The sequence below is a fragment of the Futiania mangrovi genome, from assembly GCF_024158125.1.
GTDB classification, from domain to species: Bacteria; Pseudomonadota; Alphaproteobacteria; order Futianiales; family Futianiaceae; genus Futiania; species Futiania mangrovi.
In genome coordinates, this window is the sequence record NZ_JAMZFT010000003.1 from 16069 (window position 1) to 40450 (window position 24382).

The 24382-nt window shown below is 69.0% G+C and carries 27 protein-coding genes; 9 read left to right on the plus strand and 18 right to left on the minus strand.

The genetic code is table 11. The features are described 5' to 3' along the window. Positions 1 to 31: 31 nt before the first annotated feature. Together NJQ99_RS12775 and NJQ99_RS12780 are read right to left on the minus strand one after the other, a co-directional pair. Complete coding sequence (locus NJQ99_RS12775; RefSeq protein ID WP_269333253.1) at positions 32 to 580, minus strand: HK97 family phage prohead protease; 549 nt, start codon at positions 578 to 580, stop codon at positions 32 to 34. Between the two features lie 14 nt (positions 581 to 594). Next, complete coding sequence (locus NJQ99_RS12780; RefSeq protein ID WP_269333254.1) at positions 595 to 795, minus strand: hypothetical protein; 201 nt, start codon at positions 793 to 795, stop codon at positions 595 to 597. Between the two features lie 117 nt (positions 796 to 912). Between NJQ99_RS12780 and NJQ99_RS12785 the strand changes: the two genes are divergently transcribed. Continuing rightward, positions 913 to 1296, plus strand: a complete 384-nt coding sequence (locus NJQ99_RS12785) for a hypothetical protein (RefSeq protein WP_269333255.1) — start codon at positions 913 to 915, stop codon at positions 1294 to 1296. An 11-nt stretch (positions 1297 to 1307) separates the two neighbouring features. Here NJQ99_RS12785 and NJQ99_RS12790 read toward each other — a convergent pair whose 3' ends face one another. Further along, complete coding sequence (locus NJQ99_RS12790; protein WP_269333256.1) at positions 1308 to 2534, minus strand: phage portal protein; 1227 nt, start codon at positions 2532 to 2534, stop codon at positions 1308 to 1310. Between the two features lie 384 nt (positions 2535 to 2918). Between NJQ99_RS12790 and speD the strand changes: the two genes are divergently transcribed. From speD to NJQ99_RS12805, 3 genes are all read left to right on the plus strand, one after another. Beyond that, positions 2919 to 3422, plus strand: coding sequence for an adenosylmethionine decarboxylase (speD, locus tag NJQ99_RS12795; protein ID WP_269333257.1), 504 nt, complete (start codon positions 2919 to 2921; stop codon positions 3420 to 3422). Further along, entirely contained in the window at positions 3419 to 4306 is an 888-nt protein-coding gene (gene speE, locus NJQ99_RS12800) for a polyamine aminopropyltransferase (RefSeq protein ID WP_269333258.1), read from the plus strand. The genes speD and speE overlap by 4 nt, the downstream gene beginning before the upstream one ends. Positions 4307 to 4428: 122 nt before the next feature. Continuing rightward, complete coding sequence (locus NJQ99_RS12805) at positions 4429 to 5610, plus strand: type III PLP-dependent enzyme domain-containing protein (RefSeq protein ID WP_269333259.1); 1182 nt, start codon at positions 4429 to 4431, stop codon at positions 5608 to 5610. 7 nt (positions 5611 to 5617) lie between these two features. Here NJQ99_RS12805 and NJQ99_RS12810 read toward each other — a convergent pair whose 3' ends face one another. The 4 genes from NJQ99_RS12810 to NJQ99_RS12825 all read right to left on the minus strand — a co-directional run bounded on the left by NJQ99_RS12810 (position 5618) and on the right by NJQ99_RS12825 (position 8318). Beyond that, positions 5618 to 6091 carry a transcriptional regulator gene (locus tag NJQ99_RS12810; RefSeq protein ID WP_269333260.1) on the minus strand — a complete coding sequence of 158 codons (474 nt, stop codon included), beginning with the start codon at positions 6089 to 6091 and terminating at the stop codon, positions 5618 to 5620. Next, positions 6075 to 6338, minus strand: a complete 264-nt coding sequence (locus NJQ99_RS12815) for a DUF4258 domain-containing protein (RefSeq protein ID WP_269333261.1) — start codon at positions 6336 to 6338, stop codon at positions 6075 to 6077. The genes NJQ99_RS12810 and NJQ99_RS12815 overlap by 17 nt, the downstream gene beginning before the upstream one ends. A gap of 167 nt (positions 6339 to 6505) precedes the next feature. Beyond that, entirely contained in the window at positions 6506 to 7840 is a 1335-nt protein-coding gene (locus NJQ99_RS12820) for a DNA-packaging protein (protein ID WP_407933370.1), read from the minus strand. Beyond that, positions 7746 to 8318 (minus strand): hypothetical protein, encoded by a 573-nt coding sequence (locus NJQ99_RS12825; protein WP_269333263.1) that lies wholly within the window; start codon positions 8316 to 8318, stop codon positions 7746 to 7748. The genes NJQ99_RS12820 and NJQ99_RS12825 overlap by 95 nt, the downstream gene beginning before the upstream one ends. A 249-nt stretch (positions 8319 to 8567) precedes the next feature. Between NJQ99_RS12825 and NJQ99_RS12830 the strand changes: the two genes are divergently transcribed. Beyond that, positions 8568 to 9224 carry a PAS domain-containing protein gene (locus NJQ99_RS12830; RefSeq protein WP_269333264.1) on the plus strand — a complete coding sequence of 219 codons (657 nt, stop codon included), beginning with the start codon at positions 8568 to 8570 and terminating at the stop codon, positions 9222 to 9224. Between the two features lie 22 nt (positions 9225 to 9246). On the opposite strand, the gene NJQ99_RS12835 is transcribed toward NJQ99_RS12830, so the two are convergent. The 3 genes from NJQ99_RS12835 to NJQ99_RS12845 form a co-directional block, all read right to left on the minus strand. Beyond that, on the minus strand, positions 9247 to 10077 hold the full coding sequence (locus NJQ99_RS12835) for a hypothetical protein (RefSeq protein WP_269333265.1): 831 nt from the start codon (positions 10075 to 10077) through the stop codon (positions 9247 to 9249). Positions 10078 to 10209: 132 nt separating this feature from the next. Continuing rightward, entirely contained in the window at positions 10210 to 12942 is a 2733-nt protein-coding gene (locus NJQ99_RS12840; protein WP_269333266.1) for a hybrid sensor histidine kinase/response regulator, read from the minus strand. A 196-nt stretch (positions 12943 to 13138) separates the two neighbouring features. Further along, positions 13139 to 15394 (minus strand): response regulator, encoded by a 2256-nt coding sequence (locus NJQ99_RS12845; RefSeq protein ID WP_269333267.1) that lies wholly within the window; start codon positions 15392 to 15394, stop codon positions 13139 to 13141. 174 nt (positions 15395 to 15568) lie between these two features. On the opposite strand from NJQ99_RS12845, the gene NJQ99_RS12850 reads away from it, so the two are divergent. Beyond that, positions 15569 to 16783: a class I SAM-dependent methyltransferase gene (locus tag NJQ99_RS12850; RefSeq protein WP_269333268.1), complete on the plus strand. Its 1215-nt coding sequence runs from the start codon at positions 15569 to 15571 to the stop codon at positions 16781 to 16783. 148 nt (positions 16784 to 16931) lie between these two features. Continuing rightward, positions 16932 to 18080, plus strand: coding sequence for a polysaccharide deacetylase family protein (locus tag NJQ99_RS12855; protein WP_269333269.1), 1149 nt, complete (start codon positions 16932 to 16934; stop codon positions 18078 to 18080). 4 nt (positions 18081 to 18084) lie between these two features. Here NJQ99_RS12855 and NJQ99_RS12860 read toward each other — a convergent pair whose 3' ends face one another. The 8 genes from NJQ99_RS12860 to NJQ99_RS12895 form a co-directional block, all read right to left on the minus strand. After that, a complete protein-coding gene (locus tag NJQ99_RS12860) occupies positions 18085 to 18447 on the minus strand; it encodes a DUF1491 family protein (RefSeq protein WP_269333270.1) in 363 nt (120 codons plus the stop codon). Positions 18448 to 18465: 18 nt separating this feature from the next. Next, the gene (locus tag NJQ99_RS12865; RefSeq protein WP_269333271.1) at positions 18466 to 18888 is read right to left on the minus strand and encodes a VOC family protein; all 423 of its coding nucleotides are present in this window, start codon (positions 18886 to 18888) and stop codon (positions 18466 to 18468) included. Positions 18889 to 19045: 157 nt separating this feature from the next. Continuing rightward, positions 19046 to 19387, minus strand: a complete 342-nt coding sequence (locus NJQ99_RS12870; RefSeq protein WP_269333272.1) for a cupin domain-containing protein — start codon at positions 19385 to 19387, stop codon at positions 19046 to 19048. Continuing rightward, a complete protein-coding gene (locus NJQ99_RS12875; protein WP_269333273.1) occupies positions 19384 to 20058 on the minus strand; it encodes a nitrile hydratase subunit alpha in 675 nt (224 codons plus the stop codon). The genes NJQ99_RS12870 and NJQ99_RS12875 overlap by 4 nt, the downstream gene beginning before the upstream one ends. Before the next feature lie 81 nt (positions 20059 to 20139). Beyond that, positions 20140 to 20442, minus strand: a complete 303-nt coding sequence (locus NJQ99_RS12880; protein WP_269333274.1) for an AzlD family protein — start codon at positions 20440 to 20442, stop codon at positions 20140 to 20142. Next, on the minus strand, positions 20439 to 21125 hold the full coding sequence (locus tag NJQ99_RS12885; protein ID WP_269333275.1) for an AzlC family ABC transporter permease: 687 nt from the start codon (positions 21123 to 21125) through the stop codon (positions 20439 to 20441). The genes NJQ99_RS12880 and NJQ99_RS12885 overlap by 4 nt, the downstream gene beginning before the upstream one ends. A gap of 102 nt (positions 21126 to 21227) precedes the next feature. Continuing rightward, a complete protein-coding gene (locus tag NJQ99_RS12890; RefSeq protein ID WP_269333276.1) occupies positions 21228 to 21803 on the minus strand; it encodes a hypothetical protein in 576 nt (191 codons plus the stop codon). Between the two features lie 38 nt (positions 21804 to 21841). Beyond that, on the minus strand, positions 21842 to 22501 hold the full coding sequence (locus NJQ99_RS12895; protein ID WP_269333277.1) for a pyridoxamine 5'-phosphate oxidase family protein: 660 nt from the start codon (positions 22499 to 22501) through the stop codon (positions 21842 to 21844). Positions 22502 to 22686: 185 nt separating this feature from the next. On the opposite strand from NJQ99_RS12895, the gene mscL reads away from it, so the two are divergent. Next, positions 22687 to 23106: a large conductance mechanosensitive channel protein MscL gene (gene mscL / locus NJQ99_RS12900; protein WP_269333278.1), complete on the plus strand. Its 420-nt coding sequence runs from the start codon at positions 22687 to 22689 to the stop codon at positions 23104 to 23106. A 413-nt stretch (positions 23107 to 23519) separates the two neighbouring features. Continuing rightward, positions 23520 to 24380, plus strand: coding sequence for a cysteine peptidase family C39 domain-containing protein (locus NJQ99_RS12905; protein WP_269333279.1), 861 nt, complete (start codon positions 23520 to 23522; stop codon positions 24378 to 24380). The last annotated feature ends 2 nt before the right edge of the window (positions 24381 to 24382 follow it).

A 24382-nucleotide genomic window follows, 5' to 3' on the forward strand; every position in this document is an offset into this window, starting at 1 on the left:
GGGTCGGGTCACTCCTTGCAAGGGGGTCAGGTCAGGCAAAGCGGGAGGCGGCGCCGCGCAGTGCGTCGGCGAGGCCGTCGGAATCGTCCGCGGCCGGGACGGCCGGTGGCGGCGCAGGCGGGAACGGCGGCCAGAGCGGCTGGGCCCTGGCGCCGGGAAGCATCGGGAAGGTCACGAGCGAGATCTCCCACAGGTCGATTTCGAGAAGCCGGCGGCCGCCGCCGGGCAGGCGTGCGGATTGCGCGGTGCGGAAGCCGATGGACAGACCGTCGAGTGCGCCCGCAGACAGCAGCGCAGCGGCGGAGGCCGCGCGCGGAACCCCGCCGACCAGACGGCCGCGGACGCGCAGGCCCCGGCCATCCTCGACAAGCTCTTCCCAGACGCCGATGGGCTCGCCCGGGTCGTGCTGCCAGAGAAAGCGGATGGCCTGGGCGGGCCGGCGGGCAAGCGAAGCCGCGAACGCGCCCGGCGCGACGACGTCGCCGGAGTCGTCGGCAACGTCGAACAGGGAGGCGTGCCCCGAGATGACGCCGTCGGCGAGGCAGCCTGCGTCGATACGGGTGAACTTGGTTTCCAGCATTGCGGAAGCTCCGGTCATGGAAGCCGGTCGAGCAGAAGGGCGCCCGCCGCGCTGATCGCCGAACCGGCGACCGCGACGGTGAGCCACCACCATTGCTCTCCCAGGCGGGTGATCTGGCGGTCGAGGCGGGTCAGCGCGTCGTCGACGCGCACCCAGCGCTCGGCAACGACCGCCTCGTGCGCGGCGAGCCGCGCTTCGAGGGACGTGGTTGTCATGGAAGAACGCTCCGGCAGGTCCGGGAGTGGTGCGCCGCAGCGCAACCGACGGTAGTGGCAATTAACCGTCTGCTTACCAGCCCCGTTTACGATGGATTTCAATCGAGAGGTGAAGCCATGAAACAGCTTTCGCGTCAGATGCCGATCCGGATCGCAGCCGCCAGCCTGGCGGCAGCCATCCCCCTCCCCGCTGCAGCCAGCCTTTACGAGGGCCGCGGCCTTCCGATCGCGCCAGGGGTGATGGCGCTGCATGGATGGATGCTGCCGGCGATGACATTCGCGGCGGTCTTCGCCTTCATCCTCGGTATCGGATGGGGCGTCCTCTACGTGCGCACGCGCAGGCAGATGCGGAACGCCGCAACGCAGGCGCACCGCCTCGTTCCGCGCGCAGGCAGGCCCATGCCGTCTGCCGCCGAGGGGCGCGTGAAACAGCGGCTCGTCCAGGTCCGTCAGGACCGCCCCAGAGCGGGTAGCCCCAGCATGCACGACATGCTCGGCTGACGCGGAGCGGCTCAGCCCGGAGGGGCGTCGCCGCCCTCGACCGGCGGATAACCGAGGGCTGCACGCTTCTCGTTCACCGTCAGCACGTCCGCCGCGTGCACCCGCGACCAGAGGGCGTCGCGCTCGGGCAGGAGCGCCGGGATCGCATCGCGGTCGACGGCGAGACGCACGTCCGCCCCGAATCGCGGCGCGAGCCAGCGGCTGAGCGCGGCGGCGGTCTTCTCCATCAGCGGCAGGACGGTCTGGCGCGCGAAGGCGCGGTTCGCCTCCTGATAGTTCGCGTAGGTGTTGTCGCCCGGAAGCCCCAACAGCATCGGCGGCACGCCGAAAGCCAGCGCGATATCGCGGGCGGCGGCGTTGCGCGCCTCGATGAATTCCATGTCCGAGGGCGAGAAGCCCATCGGCTTCCAGTCGAGACCGCCCTCGAGCAGCATCGGCCGCCCGGCGTTGGCCGCACCGGTGTAGTGGTCCGCAAGCTCGGTCTTCAGGCGATCGAACTGCTCCGGCGTGAGGTTGGGCGCGCCGCCCGTGCCCTCGTAGACGAGCGCGCCGGACGGCCGGGCCGCATTGTCGAGCAACGCCTTCACCCAGTTCGACGTCGCGTTGTGGATGTCGACGGCACGGGCCGCGGCCTCCAGCGGGGAAAGCCCGTAGTGGTCATCCGTCGGGTGATGCAGGCGCAGGTGCAGGACCGCGCCCTCGGGCCCGCCCGGAAACCGGTGCGTGCGCCCGCCCACCGTGTAGTCGTAGGCGGCAGGCCAGCCGTCCGGCCCGGGGACGACCTTCACCCGGTCGGCGCGGAGCACGTGAAGCTCCGCCACGCGGGGGCCGTCGCGGCCCGGCACGCTCACGGCCTCGAGCCATCCATTGCCCGAGAGCATCAGCGAGACGTGCAGGGCGGCCAGCATCTCCGACCCGCCCTGCGCCGGGTTCGGGCGGCGAAGAAGGTCGAGAAGCGGGTGCGTATCGAGGCGCTGGCCATCCGCGAGGACGACCCAGGGCAACATCGACACGGCGTCGGAAAGAAGCCGCACGCAGCGGTGCACTACCGGGTTCGCGGCGTAGCCTTCGCGCGCAAGGACAGCGTAGTCGCGCGGGCTCCAGACAGCGCGCCCCCCGCCCGAGAAGGCGATGAGCGGGCCGGCGGCGGACGCCTTGACCTGCGGCGGGGAGAGCGTGGCCGGCACAGCCGGGAGGGAGGCCGGCGCGGCACGCCGGCGGCGGAACAGGGACAACATCGGATGGGAACCTCCGGAAGGCAGCCGCCGCCAGGCCCCCGCGCGCGGCGGGAGACAAGGCGGCGGCGCCGCGGGCGGATGGAAACGGAGAGAGGTGTGCGTCGCGGCCGCCTTCTTGCGACCGTTCCCGACTCTACCCCGGCCAGAGCGCGCGGGGATAAGTTTTTGCACCCCACCGGCGCAGACGCCGCCCAAGGGTCTGAAATCGCGCAGAAACTGTCTTCGGAAACGTCTGTTAAGCCCTTGGAAGGTCAAAGATTTGTCATAATCAGAAATAATCAGGCAAAACCGCAAAAAGGGTTTGCATCGCACCCCCCCAACCATTATATCCGCGCGTCTCAATCCGGTACGTCCGGGTCACATCTACTGGTTGGGGAGGACGAGATGTCTGAAGCTCACGCCCTCTTCCAATTGGGGATGGACTTGGGGGCTCAGCATCGCGACCAGAGGCCAAGCACCGCCCAAACGGAAGACAACATCGAGATCAACACCGGCGTCACGTCGTCGGACACGAGATACGACCATTTCATCGTCAAGAACGGTGTCCGCTGCGCCGGGACCCATCTCATCATCGACCTGCTCGATGGAGAGGGGCTCGACAATCTCGAACTGATGGAGTCGGTGCTGCGCGATTGCGTCACCGAGGCCGGCGCCACGCTGTTGCATATCCACCTGCATCACTTCACGCCGAACGGCGGCATCTCCGGTGTCGCGGTGCTGGCGGAAAGCCACATCTCGGTCCACTCGTGGCCGGAGAACGGCTTTGCTGCCTTCGACGTGTTCATGTGCGGCGAGGCAAAGCCCGAAGTGTGCGTGGAGATCCTGCGCAAGGCGTTCAACGCCAAGCGGGTCGTGGTGAGCGAGCACCTGCGGGGCCGCGGGGCATGAGCGCCCGGGGGCGCGTGCCGCGGCCCGGGGACTGGAGATCGGAAACGCTCTACGACGACGTCGAGGTCTCCTTCCGCGCGGACCGCGTTCTCTTCGAGGACAAGACCGAGCATCAGGATCTCGTCCTCTTCGAGAACGCGCGGTTCGGCCGGGTGCTGATGCTCGACGGCGTGACCCAGGTCACGACGGCGGACGAGTTCGTCTATCACGAGATGATGGCGCACACGCCGATCCTCGCGCACGGGAACGCGAAACGCGTGCTCGTGATCGGGGGCGGCGACGGCGGCACAATCCGCGAGGTGCTGCGGCACGAGAGCGTGGAACACTGCACCCTGGTCGAGATCGACGAGGGCGTGGTCACCTTCTCGAAGAAGTACCTGGCGGAGATCTCGGACGGTGCGTTCGACGATCCGCGGCTGACGCTGGCGATCGCCGACGGGGCAAGGTTCGTGGCCGAGACGGAGGAGCGGTTCGACGTCATAATCGTCGATTCGACCGATCCGCATGGTCCCGGCGCGGTCTTGTTCTCCAAGGCGTTCTACCGGAACTGCCAGCGGACGCTGACGCCCGGCGGCGTGATGGTGACGCAGAACGGCGTGCCGTTCACGCAGGCTGCGGAACTGAAGGACTCCGTCCGGCACTTCCGCGATCTGTTCGGGGATGGCACCTGTTTCATCTGCACCGTGCCCACCTATGTCTGGGGCCAGATGGCGCTGGGCTGGGCGAGCGACAATGCCGCGTTGCGCGAGGTGCCCGTCGAGACGCTGAAGGCACGGTTCGAGGCGGCGGGCCTGAACGGCCGGACGCGCTACTACACGCCCGAGGTGCACAAGGGCGCATTTGCCCTGCCGCCCTACATCGGGACGCTGCTCGACGACCTCTGACAGCGCCGCCAGGGCCCTGAAAGGACGTCACACCCGCGTGCGAGGGTGTGGCGCAGTTTCGCATCCACCAAAGCCGGCCTTGTCCGGCACCTGGGTTTTCCGTTCTCCCGGAGGAGACGCCGATGGACCGTTACGCCACCACCGACGACGCGATCGCCGACCTGCAACCGGCAGCCCCCGTCTATTGCTTCCGCCCGCAGGAAGCGGCCAAGGCCGCGCGGACGTTCCTCGCCCAGTTTCCGGGAACGGTTGCCTATGCGGTGAAGACGAACCCCGACCCGATCGTGCTGACCGCCGTTGCGCACGCAGGGCTGGAGGCGTTCGACGTCGCCTCCATCGCCGAGATGCGGGCAGTCCGCGCCATCTCGCCGAAGGCGGAGCTGTTCTACATGCATCCGGTCAAGAGCCGGCCGGAGGTCGTTGCGGCGCTGCAGTCCTATGGCGTGCGGTCGCTGTCGCTCGACCACCGGGCGGAACTGGAGAAGATCCTCGACGTGGCGAAGGCCGCCGAGATCGACCCGAGCGAACTGACGCTGTTCGTACGGCTGGCGACGCAGTCGAGCGCGGCCTACGAGCTGTCGAAGAAGTTCGGCGCCGACACGCGGGAGGCCGCGGCACTACTGAAGGCGATCGCGAAGGCCGGCGCGAAGGCGGCGCTGTGCTTCCACGTCGGCTCGCAGTCCGAAGGCGGCGCGGCGTTCGAGGCGGCGGTGGCGCGCGCCGCCGCCGTGCGGGACGCGGCTGGCGTGCCGCTGGCGGCGCTGTCGGTCGGCGGCGGCTTCCCCGCCCCTTACGCCGACGGTCTGCCGGAGCCCCTGGAGCGCATCCTCGACCGCGTCGTGGCGGCGGTGCGCACCCACGGGTTCGGCGGCGTGCGCCTGATCGCGGAGCCGGGCCGGGCCATCGCCGCGGCGGCCCTGTCGGTCGTCGTGCAGGTGACGCTGCGCAAGGGAAAGCGCCTGCACATCAACGATGGCGTCTGGGGCACGCTGAGCGATGCGTGGACCGGCAAGCTCTCCCTGCCCGTCCGCCTGATCCGGGGCGCGCACCTGCCGCGCCGCAAGCTGGCGGAAGACATGGCGCCTGAGGCCTTCCGGATCATGGGCGCGACGTGCGATTCCGTCGACATCCTGCCCAAGCCCTTCCTGCTGCCCCCCGATGTGGACGAGGGCGACTGGATCGAGGTTGGCCAGGTCGGCGCCTACTCGCTGTCGCTGCGCACCTGGTTCAACGGCTTCTACCCGAACGACTTCGTCGAGATCGAGGGCGCGTTCGGCGCAGAGGCAGCACGCAAGGCGGCGTGAGGCCGCCTCACGCAGCCAGCGGCCGGTAATCATCCGGGTTCGAGCCGTCGATCCGGATCGGATGTTCGACCGCCGATTTCACGACGCGCGCGGACATCTGCGGCACGGTATCCACGCGCAGAAGCTCCAGCTTCTCGACCGCGAGGAAGCGCAGCACCACCTCCGCGTTGTCGTCGATGTCGGTTTCCGCCCGCTCCCACCGGCTGATCTCGAGCGGCTGGCGGTGGACGATCCGCGCAAGCTCGGCCTGCGTCATGCCCATCTCGGTCCGTAGGAAACGCAGCTCGGACCCGCTCATCTTCTGCGGCAGTGCGACGATGGCCTCGGCAATCGCCCGGTGAAGCTGGTTGATGTTCGGGATCGCGTAACAGGCTTCACCGGAATCGTCGGTGCATGGGCTCAGCCCTTCGATGAACACGTTCTCCAGTCCTGACTCCAGGTATTGGTAAACGGGAGACTTGCTGTCAGTTTCGCGGTTCATCTTTCCACATCACCGTTACGATCTTGAGCCCGACCGTCCCAACGTCCGGGACGACGACGACGCGCACAGTACGTGCGCCGGAATTCGGAGTCGGGGATTCCATCGCATACTTGAAAAGCCCATGGCGGGTGGATGGCTCCGCCTCCTCGTACACAAAGCCGCGCTTCAGGACATGAAGCACGTCGCTCATGATCAGGTTGCGCTCCAGCAAACGGTCGCGGGCATGCCCGGTCCAATAGAGCGTCATCTCCCGGCGAACCGCGATCTGACGGATGTGCCGAGTAGCATCAGCAGGCGTCCAGGGGACCGGCATACGCAACCATCATCCGTTCCTACATCCCAGGAACAACTTATCACCATGATAAGTTCATAACAAGTTATCTTCCCGCACCTCCCTGCATCGGGGACGCCCCCTCACACCCGGCGGACGCGGGGCTCTGCCTGCGGTGCGGAGAGCATCAGCTCGGTTAGCGCCCAGACGAGCGCGTCGACACGGTCGGGGCTGCGCGTGCCGAGGCCGTGCAGCGCGTCGAGGGTGAAGGCGCACATCTGGTCCTCCAGCGCCTCGAAGCAGCCGACATGGTGGACGCGGCCCTGCTCGTACAGGGCGGCCACGGGCTCGGCGCGGGTGATCTTTCCGCGCCGGGCATAGACCGGGCGGTAGGCGACGCGGCTGTCGACCTGCGAGACGATGGCGCGGACCATGTCACCGCCCTGGTTCACCTCCGCGATGAGCCGGTCGGCACGGAACTCGTGATAGGCGGCAACCGCGCGCTCCGCCCATTGCCGGGGACTCAAGCCGCGCGCCGAGCGATCGGCGAGGACGAAGCCGTGCCAGCCGGTCTCCAGCCCCTCCCCCTCCCCGCGTGCGAGACCGGCGACGACCAGGCCGCACTCGTCGGAGCCTTCGTGGCTCGAGACGGGCGGATCGACGGCAACGACGACGCGGTCGAGTTGCGGCGGGCGCGGCAGGCGCGTCTCGTCTAGGATGGCGCGGGACCAGAGCGCGCCGGGATGATCCTCGAGCAGGCGGCCGTCCAGCTCCTGCCGGCCGAGGCGCGTGCCCTCATAGCGGCGGATCACGGCGTCGAAGAAGGCGGGCGCGAGGTTCGCGCGGTTCGCGTAGGTCGGCGCGGAGGTCGCGACCGTGCCCGGATCGTCGAGGATCTCGCGCAGCAGCTTCAGCGGGCGCGGCGTGGTCGTGACCACCTGGCGAGGCCGCGCGCCGAGACGCAGGCCGAACTGCAACATGTCCCAAGCGTCGCGGGCGCGCGCCCACTTGGCAAGCTCGTCGGCCCAGGCGAGGTCGAACTGGGGTCCGCGCAAGCCCTCCGGATCCTTGGCGGAGAAGAGAAAGGCCTGCGCCCCGTTAGGCCAGGTCAGGCGGCGCTCCCCGCGCTGCAGGCGGGGCCGGAAATCGGCAGGCGCGATCGACAGGAGGCCGGAGGGACCGTCCACCATGACGTCGACGGCATCGTGGATCGTCTCCCCCACGAGCGCGACGCGGCGCGCGGCACCGGCGCGGACGGCGGTCTGCACCCATTCGGCCCCGGCGCGCGTCTTGCCCGCCCCGCGCCCGCCGAGCAGCACCCAGGTCGTCCAGTCGCCCTGCGGCGGCAACTGGTCGGCGCGCGCCCAGAGCGGCCAGACATGCTCAAGCGCCCTCCGCTCGCTCGCGCTCAAGGAGGCGAGCGCGAATCTCAAGCTCTCCCGCGGCGCGAAGGCGATCGAACTTGCAAAGGAGGTCATCGACGCCGGGAGCGGGCTCGGCGGAGGAAGTGTCATGGGGGGCGGTCCTGTCCTGATCGGCGCCGGACGCGGGGTCGCGGCGGGCGGCCTCGCGCAGGCGGGGATAGAGCTTGAGGATAGCGTCGAGGCGCGACAGCGTGCGGGGCTCGGCGAGCGCGTCGGGTCCCGCCTCGGCCAGCGTGCCCTCGATCCGCTCGAGCGCGGCGTCGAGCACGCGGGCAAGCCGCACCTCCAGCGGCGCCCGCCGGCGGGCCGTGCGCGGGTGCGCGCGGGGTGCGGCGGCCGGGGCGGTCTCAGGATGCGGCTGCCGGGCGGGAGCGGCCCACCCTTCGCCCCGTGCGCGGTTCAAAATGGCAAAGTGGTGTATGCCAAACTGACGCGCGAGGAGTCCGACACGCTCTCCGGCGGCGAAACCGGCGCGGATCCGGTCCCAGTCGGGCGCAGCGCCGCGCGCCCTGCGGACGGGGGTCTTGGACACGGGTTTTTCTCCTGTTTGCAGAGACTTCGCGGGTCGTTCCGGGAAGCCTGCAGAAGTTTACCCCGGCTTTGCAGGGCGGGGATTAGTTTTGCCGTCGGGTCCAAGGGTGACGGGCGCGCCATCTGGCATGTGCGTTGCTTCTACAGCCCGCGTTGGAGGATTTCCTTGCCTTCCTGTCCGAAACCGGGACGCGCTGCAGGCGCAGAACATCCGGCGGCCAGGGAGGCGGCGCAGCGGAGCACGGCAAGCATGCATGTCCATCTGAAGCAGCTGTTCGACTACTGGGCCACGATCCGTGCCGGGCGCCCCGCACCGAACCGCGCGGAGGTCGACCCGACCAAGTTCCGCGACCTGCTGGACCGCGTCTTCATCCTGGATCATCGCGGCCCGCGCGAGGCACGCTTCCGCCTGGCCGGAACGCGGCTGTGCAATGCGTTCGGCATGGAACTGCGCGGCATGAACATGCTGACCCTCTGGCAGGGCGAAAGCCGGGAGCGGCTCGCCCTGACGCTCGACCGGGTGGCGACCGAACCGGCCTATGCCCTGGTCTGCGGCATGATGGAGAACGACCTCGGCGCGACGGCGGAGTACGAGACGCTCTACCTGCCGCTTGCCGACGATACCGGCCGGATGAGCCGCATCCTCGGCGCGACGGTTGCGCTCAACGCCACGACCGCGTTCTCCGCCGCGCCGGTAAGCGAACAATGGGTCGATGCGGCGACGGTCTACGGCATCACGGTCTCGCGCCCCGCGGTATCTCCGAAGCCCGTGCTGGTCGCGATGCAGGGGCAAGGCGCCGCCGCACGCGCGGCCGCCCCCCAGCCCATCGCCGTCGGCGAACGCGCGCTTCCGCCCGCAATGCACAAGGCGCCGGCGCTGTCGGTCATCCGCGGCGGCCGGTACTGAGACCCCCGCCGCGCCCGGCGGCCTAATCCGGCAGGCCGGCCTTCCGCTCCGCCGGATGGGCAAGCGCCGGATCGTCGGCGTGGCCGAGCGCACGGTATGCGTGGACAACCGCCGACGCGATCAGGATCGTGGAGAGCGCCCGGCAGGCACCACGGAACAGGAAGAAGGCAACGGCCTCCGCCTCGCTCAACTGCAAGCCGCCTTGCCGGTTAAGCCACTGCGCCACGATGAAGGCGAGCACCATCGGCCACAGGCCGATCAGGATCGCACCCGCAAGGCGCAGACCGCGTCCCCGCGTCTGCCGCCAGGAGAGAACGAAGCCGCCCCGCCGCTCGATCGCGGCGGCGGGCAGCACGAAACTCATCCGTGCGAAGAGCCAGACAAGGACAACGAGGCCGGCGAGAGCAACTGCGACGCTGAGCGATTGGCCCGCCGCGCGGCTCAGCACGTCGGCCTGGATGAGCAGGCTGCCCCCGAACCCGGCCACGAGAAGCGCGAGGTTGCCCGCGACGGCGAGGACGAGGAGGATCGCCATGCAGAAGGTGCCGAACCGGACCGCCCGGCGCACCTGCGGCCCCTGGCGTCCGCGCGGCGCCAGTTGCGCCCGCATCCACAGGTAGGCCACGGACAGGTGCACCGCGATCAGCCCCGCGACGAGGAGCCCGAACACCTCGACCGCTACTGCCTGGCCGGAGGGCATGAGACCGTAAAGCGAGATCGCCGCCTCGATGAGGGCGAGACCGGCGGCGCTGAGTGCAAGCAACGCCGGCTGCCGCAGCACGGCCCGCACGGCGGCCAGGGCCGTTTCCAGCGCGTGGACAGGCGGCTTTTCCCTCTCGCCGGTCACGGTCATGGCGCACGCCCCCTCTCAAGGCACAAGCTGCGAATGAACGAACGGGCGGCCGGCAAGACGCCGGCCGCCCGTCGCGCACACTAGCCGCGTGACCCCAAGCGGTCCAGACCCGGACCGACGCGGGCCGCGGGGTCAGGCCGAGGCGCGCAGCGGAGCCTCCTCGCCGAAGAGCCAATGCCGGAGCATCGCGATCAGCTCGTCCTGCTTGACCGGCTTGGTCAGGTAGTCGTCCATGCCGGCCTCGATGCACCGCTCCCGGTCGCCCTTCATCGCATGGGCGGTCAGGCCGACCACCGGCGTGCGTTCGAGCCCGTTCTCATCCTCGAAGGCACGCAGGCGCGCGGTTGCCTCGTAGCCGTCCATTTCCGGCATCGAGACGTCCATCAGGACGATCTCCGGGCGATGCTTCTCGAAGGCAACGACAGCCTGGGCGCCTGTCTCGGCGAACAGGAGGTCGAAATCCTGGCCGAAGAGCATCTGCTCGACGACGAGGCGGTTGACCTCGTTGTCCTCGGCGATCAGCACGGTCCGCCGCACCGGCGGGGCGCTCGGCGTCTCCTCGGTACGGGCCATGTGGGCCGCTTCCTCGCGCAGGCTGTGCTGCGTCACGAGACGCTGGTCACCGACGATGTCGTCGCGCACGATGGCCGCGATCGTATCGAGCAGCATGGCCGAACGGGCGGGCTTGAGCAGGTAGCCCGCAACGCCGATCTCGCGGAAGCGGCGCGCGTCGCCCCGCTGGCCGACCGAGGTCAGCATCATCAGCAGCGTACCGGAAATCTCCGGATCGTCCTTGATCGCCAAGGCAAGCTCGCGCCCGTCCATTTCCGGCATCTGGTAGTCGAGGATGGCGACGCGGTACGGGTCGCCAGCCTCCTTCGCGGCGTGCAGTTCCGCGATGCCGTCGGGCCCGCTGGAAACGGCGACAGGGCGCATCCCCCAGCTTGCCACCTGCTCGATCAGGATCTGGCGGTTCACGTCGATGTCGTCGACGATCAGCACGCGCAAGCCCCGCAGGTCCGGCACGATCTTCGGCACGGCCTTCGCCTCGGCATCGACCGGCAGGTCCACCGTGAACCAGAAGGTCGACCCCTTGCCCAGTTGCGAGCTGACGCCGATCTGGCCGCCCATTGCCTCGACGATCCGCTTGGAGATCGTCAGGCCGAGGCCGGTGCCCGTGTAACGCCGGGTCGAGGAGGTGTCGGCCTGCTCGAACTTCTCGAACACGGCGCCGAGCTTGTCGCGCGGGATGCCGATGCCGGTGTCCACCACGGAGACGCGCAGCTTCGCCGTGCCGTCGACAATCTTGCCGTCGACGTCGACGAGAACGTGGCCCTCCTCGGTGAACTTCACCGCGTTGCCTACGAGATTGGTGATGACCTGGCGGACGCGGCCGGCATCGCCGATCAGCATGTCCGGAAGGTCGGGAGCGTAGCGGACGATCGCCTCGAGGTTCTTTTCCTTGGCACGGCTGGAGACCAGCGTCACCACGTCCTCGACCGCAAGGCGCATGTCGAAGGAAATCGGATCGAGCTCGAGCTTGCCGGCGTCGATCTTCGAGAAGTCGAGGATGTCGTTGATGATGGTGAGCAGCGCAGAACCCGACTTGGAGATGATCTCCAGGTAGCTGCGCTGCCGGTCGTCCAGCTCGGTATTGAGCAGAAGCTCCGTCATCCCCAGGACGCCGTTCATGGGGGTGCGGATCTCGTGGCTCATGTTGGCCAGGAACTCGGACTTGGCGAGGTCGGCAGCCTCCGCCCGCTCCTTGGCGGTGCGCAGCGCGGCGGTCATCGCCTTCAGCTCTTCCTCGCGCTGCTTGAGCTGGGTGATGTCGGTCCGGATGCCGACATAGTGGCCGGACGGGGTGCGCCGGTCGCGGACCACGACCCAGTGCCCGTCACCGAGCTGCTGGACAAGCTCTCCGGCTCCCTTGCGCAGGACCTCCATGCGGCGCTCGATCCAGATGCCCCAGTCCTTGCGGGGGACATCCCACTGGCCGTTCTCCAGCCCCTGCTTGAGGATGTCGGCAAACGGCGTGCCCGGCACGAGCGCGTGCGCCGCGCGGGCGTAGGTTTCCCGGAAGCGGGAGTTGCACATCACGAGACGGGCGTCCGCATCGAGCATGATGAAGCCGTCGGACAGCGCCTCGATGCTTTCGGCCAGCTGGTCGGCTGCATCGCGGGCGTTGCGCTCGGCCTCCTCGGCGGAGCGTCGCGCCGTCTCGAGGTCGGTCTGGGTTGAGAGGATCTCCCGCTCCATCGGGCGGAACACCACGAAGAGCAACAGGACGAGGACGCCGAGGATGGCACCCACCATCGCTGTCGCCGACAGCCGCATCCGCGCGATCTGGCCCCCCAAGGCACGGTCGAGCGTGCGCATCACCTCCTCGTACCCCGGCGTCAGATAGGCGTCTGCGATGTTCAGGAGCCGGTCGACCTTCGCGGCGTCACGGCCGCCCTCGGCCTCGAACTCGGTCGCCGCGCCGACCACGAGGTCGGAATAGTCGTGCAGCTGCTGCAAGGTTTCGCCAAGGCCGGCCCATAGTGCCGAATTGCCCCCCTGGACATGGGTGGCGCGCGTGGCGGCGCGGCTTTCGCTGAGGCGTTCGACCGCCTGACGCAGGCGCATCGACTGGACGTTGCGCTCGATGACGCCCGGCGCCCCCAGAAGGGCGAACGAGCGCTTGACGACGGTCTCGACCGTCAGTTGCTCCTGCTTGACCGTGACGGCGGCCCTGTGGGTGCGCTCGATCTGGCCAAGCAGATGGTTGGTGTAGACCAGAGACGCGACCGCCATCAGGCCGAGAATGAGGAGAACCGAGTAATATCGGGACCTCAGAAATCTTGTGTCGATGATACGCGACATATCCTATGCGCCTCCATTTCCCCGAACTGAAGTCGCATGGCGCACGCAACTTCACATTGTTTCACTCTACTTTCCTCCCTGTGAAACAATGGTTAAGGGCGGAAGGGCCCCGCTGGCCCGTTCCGCCACGCGGAAAAGGCCCGCCTCGGGGAGGCGGGCCTTTCACTGGCAGAGCGGAGAGTGCTGCGCCGGACGGTCAGGCGATATCGCGGCGCGCCTCGTCCCGCGCCCATTTCTCGAGCATCCGCCCGAGTTCCTCCTGGCGTACCGGCTTGGACAGGTAGTCGTCCATGCCCGCGTCGATGCAGCGTTCGCGGTCGCCCTTCATCGCGTGGGCCGTCAGGCCGACGATCGGCGTGTGGACGCCGGTGCGCGCCTCGATGTCACGGATACGGGCGGTTGCCTCGTAGCCGTCCATCTGCGGCATCGACACGTCCATCAGGATCAGATCCACCTCGTATTCCTGGTAGAGACGCACGGCGGCCTCGCCGTTGGGGGCCATGATCGGCTGGAACGGCGTGCGCTCCAGCATCTGCTCGACCACGATCTGGTTCACCTCGTTGTCCTCGGCGACGAGGATCGTGTAGCGCTTCTCCACCGGCTGCAGGGGTTCGGCATGCTGGACCGCCTGCTCCTCGGCGATGGTGTGGCGGGTCACGAGGCGGGATTCGCCCACTTCCTCGTCGCGCAGCACCGTCACGATCGTGTCGAGCAGCAGGGACGAGCGCGCCGGCTTCACCAGGTAGCCCGCCACGCCGATCTCGCGCATGGTGCGGCCGTCGCCCTTCTGGCCGACCGAGGTCAGCATGATGAGGGTGGTGTCGGTGATGATCGGATCGGCCTTGATCTTCTCGGCCAGCATCTTGCCGTCCATCTCCGGCATGTGGAAGTCGAGGATGGCCACGCGGCACGGGTCTCCCTCGGCCTTCGCCTGGCGCAGGGCGCGCAGCGCGTCCATCGGCGAAACCGACACGAGCGCCCGCATGCCCCAGCTTTCCACCTGCTCGCGCAGGATGTCGCGGTTGACCGCGTTGTCGTCGACGATCAGCGCGCGCACTCCGGTGAGGTCGGGCACATGCACCGGCACCTCGACGTTGCGGGTGTCGAGCGGCAACGAGCAGGTGAACCAGAACGCCGAGCCCTTGCCGTACTGCGAACGCACGCCCATCTGCCCGCCCATCGCCTCGACGATGCGCTTGGAAATGGTGAGGCCGAGGCCCGTGCCGGTGTAGCGGCGCGTCGAGGAGGTGTCTGCCTGCTCGAACTTCTCGAAGATCCGGAGCAGCTTGTCCTTCTTGATCCCGATGCCTGTATCGGCCACGGAGATCTTGAGATCGAGCCGGTCGCCGTTCACCTTGCCGTCGACATTGACGAGGACGAAGCCCTGATGCGTGAACTTCACGGCGTTGCCGACGAGGTTGGTCAGCACCTGCCGAACCCGGCCAGCGTCACCCACGACGTTCTCCGGCAGCCCCGGCTTCACGCGGACCAGCACCTCGAGGTTCTTCTCCTTCACGCGGGAGGAGACGAGCGTCACCACGTCCTCGACCGCGACCTTGACGTTGAAGGGCATCGGGTCGAACTCGAGCTTGCCGGCGTCGATCCGGCTGAAGTCGAGAATGTCGTTGATGACGGTGAGCAGCGCATTCCCGGAGTTCGAGATCACCTCGGCGTAGGAGCGCTGCTTCTGGTCGAGCGGAGTCTTGAGGAGAAGTTCGGTCATCCCCAGCACGCCGTTCATCGGCGTGCGGATCTCGTGGCTCATGTTGGCGAGGAATTCCGACTTCGCCCGGTCCGCCGATTCGGCCTTGAGCTGCGCGGTCTTGAGGTGCGTATAGGTCTCGCCGATCGCGTTTTCCATCGGCCGGAAGATCGTGAGGCCCACCCCCGCAAGGCCGAGCAGGATGATACCTGCCGAGCTGAGCGCCAGCCAGTTCACGGTCGAGGACGCGGCCGCGACATGTTGGCGGACGGCGCCCGCGACGGACAGAAGGCGCGGCTGGAGTTCAGCCTCGAAAAGGACGGCGAGCGGCACCCCGGCCGCCACGGTGGCCCCACCGTCGAGCCGGGCCTCCGCCTCGTCGAGGAACCTGTCAAGCCCTGCCCCCACGCCTTCCTCGCCGAACCAGAGCCCGTGCATCTCGCCCGGAAGCCCGCCCGCGGTCAGGGCCGCGCTGTCCGCGCGCAGGCCCTCCAGCGCCGCGCGCGCCTGGATGCGGATATCCGCGCTGTACTGGCCAACCTCCGCCATCCCCGAGAGATCGGAGAAGACGGACAGGCGGGCAGCACCATATCGGACGTTGGAAACCGTCTGGTAGGCCGCCTGCATCTCGGCGTGCCGGCCATGCTGCCAGACCGTCGCCAGCGTCCCTCCGACCGCCATGAAGGCGATGATCACAAGGGCGGCGACATACCGGCGGCGGATGAAGGCAGTGTCGAACATACGCGGCATGGAGCGAAATTCCCTATATTGGCGGGCGCGGCAGGCGACGGACCTGAAGCCGCTGCCCGGCCCGCCGCGACGCTGCCGAGACTAGGCGCAGGACATGAAGGGAAAGTTAAAGTTAACCATGGAACAGTGCAGCCAAGTGTGCAGCGCCGCGAAAACTGCCGGAGAAGCGCCTGAATGAGCGATGTCGAAGCGCAATACGAGAACTATCCTTACCCGGCCCGGGACCCGGCCGAGGAAAGGCGCCGCCTGGTGGAGGGCTCACCCTCCGCGCTCGCAGAGATTCGCCATTACGTGTTCGCAGGCCGCCCCCTGCCCGCCCCCTTCCGCGCCCTGATCGCGGGCGGCGGCACCGGCGACGCGGCCATCCAGCTTGCCCAGCACATGGCCGACGCCGGGCTCGAGGGGGAGGTTCTCTATCTCGACCTGTCCCGCGCCTCGCGGACGGTTGCGGAGAAACGGGCGGAGGCACGCGGCCTCGCCAATCTCCGGTTCGAGACGGGCAGCCTCCTCGATGCCGCCAGCCACGGCACCTTTGACTACATCGACTGCTGCGGCGTGCTGCATCACCTGGAGGATCCGGCCGCGGGGCTGTCCGCCCTGGCGCAGGCGCTGGTCCCGGGCGGCGGGATCGGGCTGATGCTCTACGGACGGATCGGACGGCGCGGCGTCTATGACGCACAGGCGGTGCTGCGGGCGCTGTCCGGCGCGGACGAACCGCTGGCCGGCCGGGTCGCGCTCGCCCGCGCCTATCTCGCCAACCTGCCCGCGACCAACTGGCTCGCCCTCAATCCGGCGGTCGGCGACCATCGGACCGGCGGCGACGCGGGGCTGGTCGACCTGCTGCTGCACGGGCGCGACAGGGCCTATGGCGTGGAGGAAATGTGGGACCTGATCGAGGGGGCGGGCCTGACGCTCTCCCGCTTCATTCCCGCCGCCCGCTACGATCCCGCATTCTATCTCGACGATCCGGAACTTGTCCGGCGCGCCGGACGCCTCGGCGCGCGCGAAGCCCATGCCACCGCGGAACAGATCGCGGGCAACCTGAAGGTCCACGTCGCCTATGCCGTCAAGCCGGGCGGCAAGGGGCCGCGCGGCCCGGCACGTCTCGCGCCGGATGCGGTGCCGGTGCCGCACCGGCTCGACATGGCTGCGCTCGCCCGGGTACTCGGCACGGGCCGCACGCCGCCGGTCGGATTCGACGGCCTGACCCGCCCGCTCCGCCTGCCGCCCGGCGCGGACGAGGTCGTCCGGTTGATCGACGGCCGCCAGACCCTCGGCGAGATCGCCAAGGGCCTGCAGGGCGGCAGCCGGGCCGATCGCACGCGCCAGGCCGCAGCCGTGACCGATGCATTGATCGCCCTCGGCCTGTGCCTTCTCCGGTCCGGCTGATCGCGGCCGCGCCCGTCGATGTCGCTCACGGATCATTAGGGAAGCTTGAGTTAACCTTGAAACCGTGCCGCCCGAGAAACCGGGCAGGGACCGCGGCCCCCTGGCCAGCCTGCGCCGGTCTTTCGTGGCGGGGGACTGGGCTGCTAGCATGATTGCGGACAGACAACTGGCGCTCGGAAGGACGATGGAGAACGGGACCGGGGCAAACCTGGCGGCGGAGGAGGCCGGAACGGACCGGGCTGGCAGCTGCGCGCGCCTGCCCGCCGGCGCGACCCGTGTGCAGCCGCACCTGTCGCCGGAGCCGTCGCAGGCCGTGCGGCTGCCCGAAAGCCTTGCCCCCCATCTCGTCGTCGTCGTCGACACCGAGGAGGAGTTCGACTGGAACCAGCCCTTTTCCCGCGCGGAAACGGGGGTCGGCAACCTCTCCCACCAGGACCCGGCGATGCAACTGCTCGCACGCTATGGCGCGGTGCCGACCTATGTGATCGACCATCCGGTGGCGGAGAACCCGGACAGCGTCGCCGCGCTCAGGGAGTATGTCGCGGATGGGACCGCGATCCTCGGCGCCCACCTGCACCCGTGGGTGAACCCGCCGCACGAGGAGGAGGTGTCGGAGCGCAATTCCTACGCGGGCAACCTGCCGAAGGCGCTGGAACGCGCAAAGCTCGAGACCCTGACGCGGCGGATCGAGGATTCCTTCGGCCTGCGCCCGACGATCTACAAGGCCGGGCGTTACGGCATCGGGCCGAACACGGCGGAAATCCTGTGGGACCTGGGCTACGAGATCGACGTGAGTGTCTATCCCGCGCGCTCCTACGCCCCGCGCTACGGGCCAGACTTCTGGTCAGCGCCGGTGCGCCCCTACTGGTTCGGGCCTGGCGGCGCGCTGCTCGAGATCCCGCTTACGGGCGGCTTCACCGGCCTTCTGCGGCGCCACGGCCACCGCATCTACCCGTCCCTGTCGCACGGGCTGGGGCATAGGCTGCACCTGCCGGGCATCCTGTCGCGCCTCGGCCTGCTCAACAATGCGAACCTGTCGCCCGAGGGCGTGCCCCTGCGCGAAGCGACGGACCTGACCCGCGCACTGGCGGGCGACGGGGTGCGGGTCTTCACGCTCGCCTATCACTCGCCGTCGATGGTGCCGGGCCTCACGCCCTATGTGCGGACGATGGCCGACCGGGACCGGTTGCTCGCCTGGCTCGACGGCTTTCTCGCGTTCTTCACGGAGGAACTGGGCGGCGTCATGGCAACGCCGCTCGACATCCTCGACCTCGCGCGCAGCCACGACGCGCGCTGAGCGGTCAGGCGTCCCCGTCGCCCTCCACCGGCTCCAGCATGTGGCGGCCCTGCGCGTCCTCGACCTCGATCACCCATGCGTCGGGATCGTAGCGCACCGTCCGATCGATGTAGGCGTCGGCTTCGGCCTCGGTCACCTCGCCCGGCCCGGTGCCTGCACGCCAGACCCTCCCGCCGCCGGCATCGTAGCTCTGCACGAAGACCCGACAACCGGGCTCTCCCCGGTGGACGAGGCGGTTGATCTTCACCAGCACCTGCCCCGCCGTCTCGTCGCCCTTTCGGACGACGAAGGCGGGGATGTCGTACGCGGCGAGCGTGCGGATGTGCGCCGCCACCCGGAAGCCGGAGGTGAGCCTTGGCTCCGTCATGGCGTCGCACCCATCCTGTCAGGCCGTTGCGAACAGCTGGCCGATGTCGCGGAACGCCTTGAACTCCAGCGCGTTTCCCGACGGGTCCAGCAGGAAGAAGGTCGCCTGCTCCCCCGGCTTGCCCTTGAAGCGGACGCGCGGCCGGATCACCCAGTTGATGTCGTCGCGCGCTTCCAGCTTCGCCGCGAGCACCTCCCACTCATCCATCGAAAGCACGACGCCGAAGTGAGGCACCGGCACGTCGTCGCCGTCGACGGGGTTATGCACGGCCACGCCCTTGTCCATTCCCGCCTTGTAGTGCGCGACGACCTGGTGGCCGAACAGGTCGAAATCGATCCAGGTCGTATCCTCGCGGCCCAGCCCGCAGCCGAGGATATCAAGATAGAAGGTGCGCGCTTCCTCCAGATCGCGGACGGGGAAGGCAAGGTGGAACGGCTTCATGTGCGACAGGCTCCCGATGGCGTGGGGACGCGCTATACGGCCCCGGATTTACGGGCGCGGAAGCTAGCCGATCGGCATGCGGCTTAGAAGCCCCTCGAACCGCGCGGCGCACGCTGGACAGGTTTCCCACAGATGCAGGGGTCGCGCGGGGTGCCGGTCAGGCCGCCTCGCCGCCATCCGGCCCCCAGAACACGACCCAGACGGCGAGATCGTCGCTGAAGTCCTCGAACCGGTGGACGACGCCCGCGCGCACGAACAGCGCGTCGCCGGGACCGAAGCCGAACCGCTCCTCCCCGCGCAGGAAGACGCCGCTGCCCTGCTGGACGATGTAAAGCTCGTCCTGGGCATGCGGCTGCTGCCGGTCAACGCCGTCCGGGGCGTAGAACTCCAGCTTCATCGTGCCGTGCGCGAAGATCTCCGCGGCGGGCACGGGCGCGCCCTGCGGCACGGCGGCCACCGCCTTGGCGAGAGCGAAGTGTGCGGGAGGGGTGCCGGTCATTGCGCTGCCTCGCCCGGCTGGAGGGCCTCCGGCGCCAGCGCCTCCGCCACGCCGACCATCGAATCGCGGGTGACGAGGCGGGCAAGGTCCTCCTCGCCCCACCCCTCCGTCCCAGCGGGCCGCATGGGGACCACGATGTAGCGCAGCTCGGCGGTGGAATCGTGGACCCGCAGCTCGCGGTCGTGCGGGATGTGCGTCCCCCACTCCGCCAGCACCTTGCGCGGTTCGCGGACCACGCGGGCACGGTATTCCGCGGACTTGTACCAGGCGGGCGGGCGGCCGAGCAGCGTGCGCGGATAGCAGGAGCAGAGCGTGCACACCACGACATTGTGGACCGCCGGCGTGTTCTCGAGCGCCGTCATCTGCACGTAGCCCGCCTCGATCCCAAGCTCCTCCGCGGCCTTGAAGGCATCGGCCAGCAGCCGCGCGCGGTAGCCGGGATCGACCCAGGCCCGCGCAACCATCCGCGCGCCGAGCGCAGGCGTGATCGCGTCGATCTCCTCGACCTTGCGGCGCTCGTCCTCCGCCGTCCAGTAGCCCTTCTCGATCAGCAGGTCGCAGAGTGCGACGCCCAGCAGGGCCGCATCGCTCATCGGTTCGGGGTGGTCGGGCTGCACGCCGGGGTGGGCGTGCCCGTCTCCATGCTCGTGCTCATGCTCGCCGCCGTTCATCGCCGCGCTCCCTGCCTGTGTCCGCCGAAAGCTTGGCGCAATGCGCCGGGACACCGCAAGCCTCCAACCGGGCCTCGGCCTTCAGCCGATCAAGGCTCTCGTGGACGCAGCCGCGGCGACGGCCAACGGCACGGACAGCCACTCCCGCCGGGTCAGCAGCGTGAAGGCAACGGCGAGCACGATGGTCAGGCCGGCGATCCCGTCGCGCAGCGCCATCGGCGCCAGGATGGACACCAGCACCGCGCCCGGCAGGGCCTCCAGCCCCCGGCGGACCGGATCGGTCAGCGTGAAAAAGCCCAGCAGGAAATAGCCGGCCGCCCGCGTGACATAGCTGACCACCGCCATCATCGCGATCACCAGGAGGGTCTGCGGATCGACGCTCATCGCTTCAGCCCCGCGACCAGCGCGCCGGCAAGCGCACCGGTGATGATGTGCCAGTAGCCGCCCGCGACCCAGGCTGTCGCCAGCGCGACGGCCGCCGCCGCCGCCCAGGGCGCGATCTGCGCCGGGCCCTTCCAGATCGGCACCAGCAGGGAGGCGAAGAAGGCCCCCAGAACCAGATCGAGGCCGAATGTCTCCGGGTCCGCGATCAGCGAGCCGACCGCGCCGCCCAGCGCGGTGCCAAGCAGCCACAGCACCATCATCAGCAGCGAACTGCCGAGATATATGCCCGCGTCCGTCCCGCCCTCCGCGCGGTAGCGCATGGAGGTCAGCCAGGACATGTCGACGAGCAGGGCCAGCAGGCCATAGGCGACAGGCGGCGGCATCCGCTGCAGCCAGGGCCGCATCGACGCGCCCATCAGCAGGAAGCGCATGTTGACCGCGAACGTCCCGATCGCGATCGCCAGGTAAGGCATCGGATCCTGCCAGAGTTCCAGCGCGACGTACTGGCTCGCCCCCGCGAAGACGAACGCCGACATCAGCACCGCTTCGAGCGCGCTGAGCCCCTCTGTCTGCGCCACGACGCCGAAGACCGCGCCGAAACCGATCACCGCCGGCAGCGCGGGCAGCGACAGGTGCACGCCGTGCAGGATCCCGGCGCGGGTGATGCGGACAGCCTCGGTCATGCTGGCGAGTAAGCCGCGATCCGGCTCCCGCCGGAAGCCCCCGCGCGCGCATTCCTGCCCTTCGCGCACGGCGGCAGGGCGCGGGGCAGGTTTCGCCGCGCGCTAGCCGCCGGTCGCAGCGGGATCCGGCAGTCGCGGCAGCAGCGCGGCCTCCGACGCCGCCATCTCGACCGCGAAATTCCCGTCCGGGAGTGCGTAGAGCCTGTCAACTGGCACGAGAACGCGGGTCTCGTCGGTGCGTTCGGCGGCACCGGCCGCGATGGCGACATGCGTTGCCTTGCCCCCGGGACCGATCATGATGTCGCGCACCGTCAGCCAGCCTTCGACGCCCGCGACCCGGACCTTGCGCCCGATCACGTCGCCCGCGAAGGAGGCCCCCTCCGGCACCGCGGCCAGAGGGCGGACGGGCGACGTATCGAGCGCGCCGGGCGCCGCTTCGTCCTCTGGCGTGTAAAGGTCGGCCAGTGCCTCCCGCGTCGCCTCATAGGCGCGCAGCGTCTCTTCCTTCACCTTCGGATAGGCGTCCTTGGCCGCCTCCATCGCCCGGTCCAGGGCGCGGCCGGCCTGCGAGAACCAGCTTTCCGCGGCACCTCCGCTCCCGGAGGCGGCATCGGCAGCAGCAGCAGGTCCGGCGGTCAGAACGACCGCCGTCACGGCAGCAAGAAGTTGGGCGCGCATCGGATAACCCTCCCTTACCCGCACAGGAAACGATGCCCTCAATATAGGCCGCGCCGCGCCATTTCGCGCCCCTGGCGGTCGCTTTCCTCCGGCGTGAGCCCCGCGCAATGGTCGAGCAGCATCTCCGCATAAGGCGGAAGTTCCGCCCGGTCGATATGGTGCGCAGGGTTCCAGAGATCGGACCGCACGAAGGCCTTGGCGCAATGCACGAAGGCTTCTTCGACGGTCACCAGAAGCCCGATCTTGGGCGCGCGCGCCTGCACGGCGAGAGGGGTCAGCAGGCGGGGATCGTCGGTCAACCGTGCGCGCCCGTTGACCCGCAGCGTCTCGTTCATGCCCGGCACGATGAACAGCAAACCCACCCGACCGTCGGCCAGCACGTTGCGGAAATTGTCGAAGCGGTTGTTGCCGACCCGGTCGGGAAGCAGCAGGTGCCGGTCGTCGAGCACGGCGACGAAGCCCGGCGGATCGCCGCGCGGGCTGACGTCCACCCCATCCGGCCCTGCCGTCGACAACACGACGAAGGGGCTGCGCGCGATCATCGCGCGGCAGTGCCTGTCGAGATGGCCGATCACCTTGTCCGTCGCCCGGCTCATCGGCGGATGGTGCATCGCCTCCAGCGCCCCGGTGCTGTCGATCAGCGAGACGTCGTCAGGCACGCCGGGGTCGGCGGGGCGGCCTGTCGCGGTCGTCGGCATGGGCACTCTCCTACCGTGGGGCGGCTCATGCGGCGATGGTGCGGTCCGGGGGCGGCGTGCGCAAGCGTTTCGCCGCGCACTCTCCGCCCGCGTGTATCTTGCTGACGAATCTCGCATCCAGGTGTATAGGGGCCGGTAACCATGCACGGGCGCGGTGTACCGGCATGTACGCAAGGGGGACATCCATGCTCAAGGAATTCAAGGAATTCGCCCTTAAGGGCAACATGCTCGACATGGCGGTCGGCATCATCATCGGCGCCGCCTTCGGCACCATCGTCTCGTCGCTGGTCGACGACATCATCATGCCGCCGATCGGCCTGCTCATCGGCGGTCTGGACTTCTCGCAGTTCTTCCTCGTGCTGAAGGAAGGCGCCACCGCTGCGCCCTACGCCTCGCTCGATGCGGCGAAGGAAGCCGGCGCGGTGACGCTCAACCTGGGTCTGTTCATCAACGCGCTGATCAAGTTCCTGATCGTGGCGTTCGCGCTCTTCATCGTCGTGAAGGGCATGAACAACATGCGCAAGAAGGAAGAGGCGGCCCCCGCCGCCCCGCCGAAGCAGGAAGTGCTGCTGGAGGAGATCCGGGACCTCCTGGCGAAGCGCTGATCCGACAGGACGTCTGCGTAAGGCAGGGCGGCCACGCTGATCCAATTTGGAACAGAGTGACCGCCCTGTTTCATTTTGTTTCACTTTGGCACATCGTGTAAAATCATCGTGACAGGCGCCGGTGCCGCCGCACCCGCAGCCCCGGACAGCGGCCTGTGCTGCCGCTGGCACGCCTCCTGCAATACATCTGACGTTCCCACCCCTCGGGAACAGCCGGAATCGGAACCCCGCCGGTGCGTATCATCCGGTCCGGTTTCGGCAGCTTGTCGATCCCACCTTGCCCGCCGGTCGCAGCGTATCGCGGCCGGCGGGTTCGATTCTGCCCCCTGGCATCCGGCAACGCCGCGTTAAGGCGCGCGCCCTAGCCTTGCGCCTTCGTCCCGGGAAACATCCCCCGCATGCGGAGGTGGCTGATGTCTGGCAGACCCTTGCTCCGGTCCCGCATCCTCCTGGCGGCAGCCGTCACGGCCCTGCTTGCCATGAGCTACCTGATGAGCGCGCGGCCCGCGGGCGCGGCGGGCTGGGGCATCGACCGGGCCGCCGAGATGCCGGACCTCACCCAGACCGACCGTCGCCTCGGCCTGGAGAACGGAGGGGAGGCGCATTGCGTGCCTGTCTCCGCGACCAACGCGATCCTCTGGCTGGGCCGCACCGGCTATCGTCACCTGCTGCCGGTGCGCGGCGACGAGATGGAGCAGGCCGCAGAGATCGCAGCCCGGCTCGCCAGCCCCGGATACATGAACACCGACCCGCGCAGGGGCACGAGCCACATCGGCTTCGCGCAGGGCCTCTCCCGGTATCTCGCGGACCACGGGGTGCGCGGCCGCGTGATCTACCAGGGCCGCTGGCCGATGCCCGCCCGCTATGGCGGCGCAGCGGGCGCGGTTCCGACATTCGACTTTGTCACTGACAGCTTCAAGGGCGACAGCGCCGTCTGGCTCTCCGTCGGCTTCTACGCCTACGACCGCGCGCACAACGAACTGACGCGGCTGTCTGGCCATTTCCTCACGCTTGTCGGCTACGGTCTCGACGCGCACGGCAACCCGGACCGGGATGTGCTGATCGTCCACAATTCCTGGCCGAACCGGAACGGGCGCGCCGCCCAGCAGGAATATCTCCGCGTCGAGCGGATGCTGAGCGGCTGGTTCCTTGCCGGCGAGGACGGCGCCCGCGCAGGCGAGGCACGCGACCACATGCGCATCGTCGGCGGCCTGCCGTTGCCGCGCGGGGCCGACGTGGCGATCATCGACGCGGCGCTGGCCCTGAGGCTCTAGGC